Origin of the sequence: Caulobacter sp. D5, assembly GCF_003185805.1 — a bacterium.
Taxonomy (GTDB): Bacteria; Pseudomonadota; Alphaproteobacteria; order Caulobacterales; family Caulobacteraceae; genus Caulobacter.
This window is the reverse complement of sequence record NZ_QHJY01000493.1, coordinates 1-4,654: the sequence shown is the minus strand read 5'-3', so window position 1 is coordinate 4,654 and position 4,654 is coordinate 1. Positions and strand designations below refer to the sequence as shown.

Sequence of the window (4,654 nt, the reverse complement as noted above, 5' to 3'; positions counted from 1 at the left end):
CGCCGTGCGCCTGCGCCCGGAACTGGCCGGCGCCTCGGCCAGCATCGAGGTCGGCGTGCGCGCCTCGACGCCGGACGGCCTGCCGCTGGTCGGGGAAAGCCGGACGGCGGGCGTGATCCTGGCGGCGGGCGCGCGTCGTAACGGCTGGCTGCTCGCTCCGCTTGTGGCCGACATGGTCGCGGCGTATCTGACGGGCGCCGATCCCGGAGAGGACGCGGCCGCCTTCGACCCACGGCGTTTCGAAGGCTAGAAAAAGAACGACAGAGCGCAGGGAAGGGACGACATGGCCGGTTTCTGGCTGACCGAAGAGCAGGAAGCGATCCGCGAAGGCGTGGCCAAGGTGTGCGCCGCCTTCGACGACGAGTACTGGCGGCGGACCGACGAGACCGGAAACTTCCCCGAGGAATTCGTGGCCGCCATCGCCGAAGGCGGCTGGCTGGGCGTGGCCATGCCCGAGAGCGTTGGCGGTGCGGGCCTGGGCCTGACCGAGGCGGCCGTGATGATGCAGACCGTGGCCCAGTCGGGCGCGGGCTTCTCGGGCGCTTCGGCGATCCACCTCAACATCTTCGGCCCGATGCCGCTGGTGAAGTTCGGGACCGACGCGCAGCGCGAACGTCTGCTGCCGCGCATCATCTCCGGCGAGGACAAGATGTGCTTCGCCGTCACCGAGCCCAATTCGGGCCTCGACACCTCCAGCTTGGAGACTCGGGCCGAGAAGGTCGACGGCGGCTATCGCCTGAACGGCCGCAAGATCTGGACGACCGGCGCCCAGCGCGCCAACAAGATCCTGATCATCGCCCGCACCACCCCCAAGGACCAGTGCGCCAAGCCCACGGGCGGGCTGTCGCTGTTCTACACCGACCGCGAACAGATCGAGGCCAAGCCGATCCCGAAGATGGGCCGCAAGGCGGTCGAGTGTAACATGCTCTTCATCGAGGACCTGTTCGTGCCCCAGGAGGACCTGGTGGGCGAGGAGGGCAAGGGCTTCCAGTACCTGCTGCACGGGCTCAATCCCGAGCGGGTGCTGTTCGCGGTCGAGGCCATCGGCCTGGGCCGGGCGGCGCTGGCGAAAGCCTCGACCTACGCCAAGGAGCGCGTGGTGTTCGGCCGGCCGATCGGCCAGAACCAGGGCGTGGCCCACCCGCTGGCCAAGTCGTGGGCGGAGCTGGAGGCGGCCAACCTGATGGCCTTCAAGGCCGCGGCTCTCTACGACGCCGGCAAGGACTGCGGAGCCGAGGCCAACGCCGCCAAGTACCTGGGCGCTGAAGCCGGCTTCACGGCCTGTGAGGCCTCGGTGCTGGCCCATGGGGGCATGGGCTACGCCAAGGAATACGACGTCGAGCGCTATTTCCGCGAGGCGATGATCGCCCGCATCGCGCCGGTCAGCCGCGAGATGATCCTCAACTTCATCGCCGAGCGCGTGCTGGGCCTTCCCAAAAGCTATTAGGCCAAAAGCTATTGATGAACTCGGACGGGCGACCCGATACGCGGTCGCCCGTCCGACGCCCCCTCAGTCAGCGGCGTTGAAGCGGATGGGGATCCTCACCTGCGCGCCGCCGACCGCTTGGCCGTTCTCGAGCTGCGGCTTCATCTTGAAGAACCGCGCCAGTTTCAGGGCCGCGGAGCCAAAGCCCTCGCTGGCCGGGTTTTCATCGACCACCATGCAGTTCTCCACCGTGCCCTTGACGGTGACGGCGCAGTTCAGCGTCGCGCCGCCCGACACTCCGCGCCGCTGGGCGCTTTCGGGGTAGTAGCGCGACATGTCGTCGGCGCTGGGCATCCTCAGCCAGGTCGCCCGGGTTATGGTCTTCGGCGCCGGAGCCGCGGGCGGGCCCGGAGGCGCCGGCGGATCGGCGGCGAAGCGCGGGGGCTCGGCGTTGGTCGGCGGGCCCGGGTTCTCCGGGATCGGCACGGGCAGGGGCTCGGGCGTCGGGAACGGCGTCGGCAGCGGCGGATGCACCGGGATCGGGTTGGAGGCCCGGGGCGGCGTCGGCGCCGGCTTTTCCGGCGGAGGAGGAGGGGGCGGCTTCGGCGCCAACGGCTGCAGCTCGAAACCGCCGTCGTCGACGATCTCGGTCGGCATGGTCACGTACTTCTGCACCGCGATGTAGGCGAACAGGGCCACGTGCGCCGCGCCGGAGATCGCCAGGGCGGCGACCAGCCCCTTGGAGAGCTTGCGCTTGTCGTCGCGGTCCAGGCCGGCGATGCGCGGGTTGAAGTCGGCGGGTTGGGCGATCATGGCGACCTCCAAAGAGCGGCGTCGATCAACTTCGACACCCCGACGCTCACACGGAGAATGACGTGTGTAAACAGATAAAATTACGAACGTGATATTTTGTCGCCGGGCGTAAGGTCCGGGTGCGACCCGAGCGCGCAGGGGCGGGGGCGTTAAACGTGGTTAAGGCCGCATTAACCATGCTCGTTCAGATATTCGGGGCATGGCCGTCCAATCCATCCGCAACGTCGTTGAATCGGCGATCCAGCGCGCTTCCAGCGCGACGGGGGTGGATTTCACGTTCCTGATGGGCACCGCCAAGCGCGAGAGCGGCTACAACCCGGCCGCCAAGGCCCGCACCTCCTCGGCCTCGGGCCTGTTCCAATTCGTCGACCAGACCTGGCTGGCCACGCTGAAGAAGCACGGCTCCAAATACGGCTACGCCCGCTACGCCGACCTGATCCAGCAAGGTTCCGACGGCAAGTACCGGGTGGCCGGCGACGAAGCCCGCAAGGCTGTCCTGGGCCTCAAGCTCGATCCGCACGCCGCTTCGCTGATGGCCGGTGAGCTGGCTTCGGACCACGCCTCGTACCTGCGCGGCCGGGTCGGCCGGTCGCCGACCTCGGGCGAGCTGTACGCCGCCCACTTCCTGGGTCCGCAGGGCTCGGCGCGGCTGATCGAGGCCGCCAACAACAATCCCGGCGCCAGCGCCGCCTCGATGTTCCCCGAGGCCGCGGCGGCCAACCGTTCGATCTTCTACCGCGAAGGCCGCGCCGCCACGGTGAGCGAGGTCTACGCCAACCTGACCAAGACCGCCGGCGGCGGCGGCGCGGTCGCAGCTCCTGCCGCGCGCGAGAGCCAGGCCGACGACGGCGAGGGCTTCCTGCAGTACGCCACCGGCCGCCGCATGGACCGCATCCAGCAGCAGCAGGCGGTGGTCGACCTGGTGCTGCGCGGCTCGCAGGGCTTCGACGGCGCCTTTGGGGCCGGCAAGAGCGAAGGCAGCAGCACGAGCCGCGTGGCCAACAGCCTGTTCTCGGCCGAGATGCTGCGCATGCTGTCGGACGCCAATGCCGGCTCGGGCGGCAAGGCGCGCTAAAGCATCAAGACCCTCTCCCCAAAGGGAGAGGTGGCCCGGAGGGCCGGAGAGGGAAGAGGCGTAGGTCTCTCAGCCCGTCTCGAATTCAGCAGTCGCTTCCCCCTCCGTCGGCTTCGCCGACACCTCCCCCTTCAGGGGGAGGGCCTGTGCGTCATCTCCCCGATCTCTTCCTCCGAATAGCCAAGCTCCGCCAGCACGGCCGCCGTGTCGGCGCCGAGCGCCGGGGCGGGGCTGCGCGCGTGCTCTTCGATCCCCGGGAAGCGGGCCGGGGCGGCGGGCGAGCGGACGCCGGCCGTGGTCTCGACGAAGCAGCCGGCGGCCAGGGCCTGCGGGTCCTCGACCAGGTCGCGCGGAGTCTGCCAGGGCGCCCAGGTGATGTCGCCTTCGTCGAGGGCGGCGGCGGCGGTCTGGTAGTCCATCGACCCGAAGGCCTCGTCGAGGATGTCGACCAGGGCGGCGGTGTTCTCGCGCCGGGCGCGGGCGCCGGAAAAGCGCGGATCGTCGACCAGTTCGGGCCGGCCGACGGCGGCGGCGATGCGCGGCCAGTCCGTTGCGCCCTGGCGGGCCAGCAGGCAGATCCAGCGGCCGTCCCGGGTCTGGAAGAAGTTGGCCAGGGGCTGCACCGCTTCGCGGCGCGGACGGGTCGAGGCCAGCTTGCCGAAGTGCAGCTGGATGGCGAGGTCCGAGCCGATCGCGTAGGCGCCGGTGCGCAGCAGCGAAGTCTCGACCAGCCGGCCGACGCCGGTCCGATGGCGCTCGTGCACCGCCGCCAGGATAGCCGAGACCGTGGCCAGCGAGGTGATGTGGTCGCCCATGCCGGTGCGGATCGGGAAGGGCTCGGACCCCTTGGGCGCGGTAAGGGCCCCGACCCCGGCGCGCGACCAGAAGGCGGCGACGTCCATGCCCGGCTTGTCGGCGTCGGGGCCGGTGAGGCCGTAGCCGGTCAGGCTGCAGTAGATCAGGCGCGGGAAGGCGCTCAGCAGGGTCTCGTGGTCCAGGCCCGCCCGGCGCAGGGCGGCGGGGCGGACGTTGGTCAGGAAGATGTCGGCCGTGGCGACGAGGCGTTTCAGGGCCTGCGCGCCGGCAGGGCTGCGGATGTCGAGCACGACCGAGCGCTTGCCGCGGTTGTCGAGCTCGAAGATCGGGTTGGCGGCCTGGTCGGCGCCGATGGTCTCGAAGAAGCGCCGCATCGGGTCGCCCTCGGGCGACTCGACCTTGACCACGTCGGCGCCCCAGTCGGCCATGATCCCCGCCGCGCCGGGGGCGGCGATGTAGGTGGCCAGCTCGACGACCTTGAGGTCCCGCAGCATCCGCTTCCTCCCGCTTTTCTCGTTGCGGAG

General features: G+C 70.1%; 5 protein-coding genes. 3 read left to right on the top strand and 2 right to left on the bottom strand.

Annotated features, from left to right (window positions below):
- Nucleotides 1-250 (top strand): FAD-dependent oxidoreductase (locus tag DMC18_RS24310; RefSeq protein ID WP_146218202.1); only part of this gene is annotated, 250 nt, incomplete at its 5' end.
- 33 nt (nt 251-283) lie between these two features.
- On the top strand, nt 284-1,447 hold the full coding sequence (locus tag DMC18_RS24305) for an acyl-CoA dehydrogenase family protein (protein ID WP_110122150.1): 1,164 nt from the start codon (nt 284-286) through the stop codon (nt 1,445-1,447).
- Between the two features lie 63 nt (nt 1,448-1,510).
- On the opposite strand, the gene DMC18_RS24300 is transcribed toward DMC18_RS24305, so the two are convergent.
- A complete protein-coding gene (locus DMC18_RS24300) occupies nt 1,511-2,239 on the bottom strand; it encodes an energy transducer TonB (protein ID WP_110122151.1) in 729 nt (242 codons plus the stop codon).
- 199 nt (nt 2,240-2,438) lie between these two features.
- Here DMC18_RS24300 and DMC18_RS24295 point away from each other — a divergent pair, with 199 nt between their 5' ends.
- Nucleotides 2,439-3,314 (top strand): transglycosylase SLT domain-containing protein, encoded by an 876-nt coding sequence (locus DMC18_RS24295; protein ID WP_110122152.1) that lies wholly within the window; start codon nt 2,439-2,441, stop codon nt 3,312-3,314.
- 131 nt (nt 3,315-3,445) lie between these two features.
- On the opposite strand, the gene DMC18_RS24290 is transcribed toward DMC18_RS24295, so the two are convergent.
- Nucleotides 3,446-4,624, bottom strand: coding sequence for a CaiB/BaiF CoA-transferase family protein (locus DMC18_RS24290; protein ID WP_110133388.1), 1,179 nt, complete (start codon nt 4,622-4,624; stop codon nt 3,446-3,448).
- Between the last annotated feature and the right edge of the window lie 30 nt (nt 4,625-4,654).

Bases quoted from the DNA above. Each gene is read 5' to 3' on its own strand.
- DMC18_RS24305 (WP_110122150.1), top strand. From the start codon at position 284: ATGGCCGGTTTCTGGCTGACCGAAGAGCAGGAAGCGATCCGCGAAGGC.
- DMC18_RS24300 (WP_110122151.1), bottom strand. From the start codon at position 2,239: ATGATCGCCCAACCCGCCGACTTCAACCCGCGCATCGCCGGCCTGGAC.
- DMC18_RS24295 (WP_110122152.1), top strand. From the start codon at position 2,439: ATGGCCGTCCAATCCATCCGCAACGTCGTTGAATCGGCGATCCAGCGC.
- DMC18_RS24290 (WP_110133388.1), bottom strand. From the start codon at position 4,624: ATGCTGCGGGACCTCAAGGTCGTCGAGCTGGCCACCTACATCGCCGCC.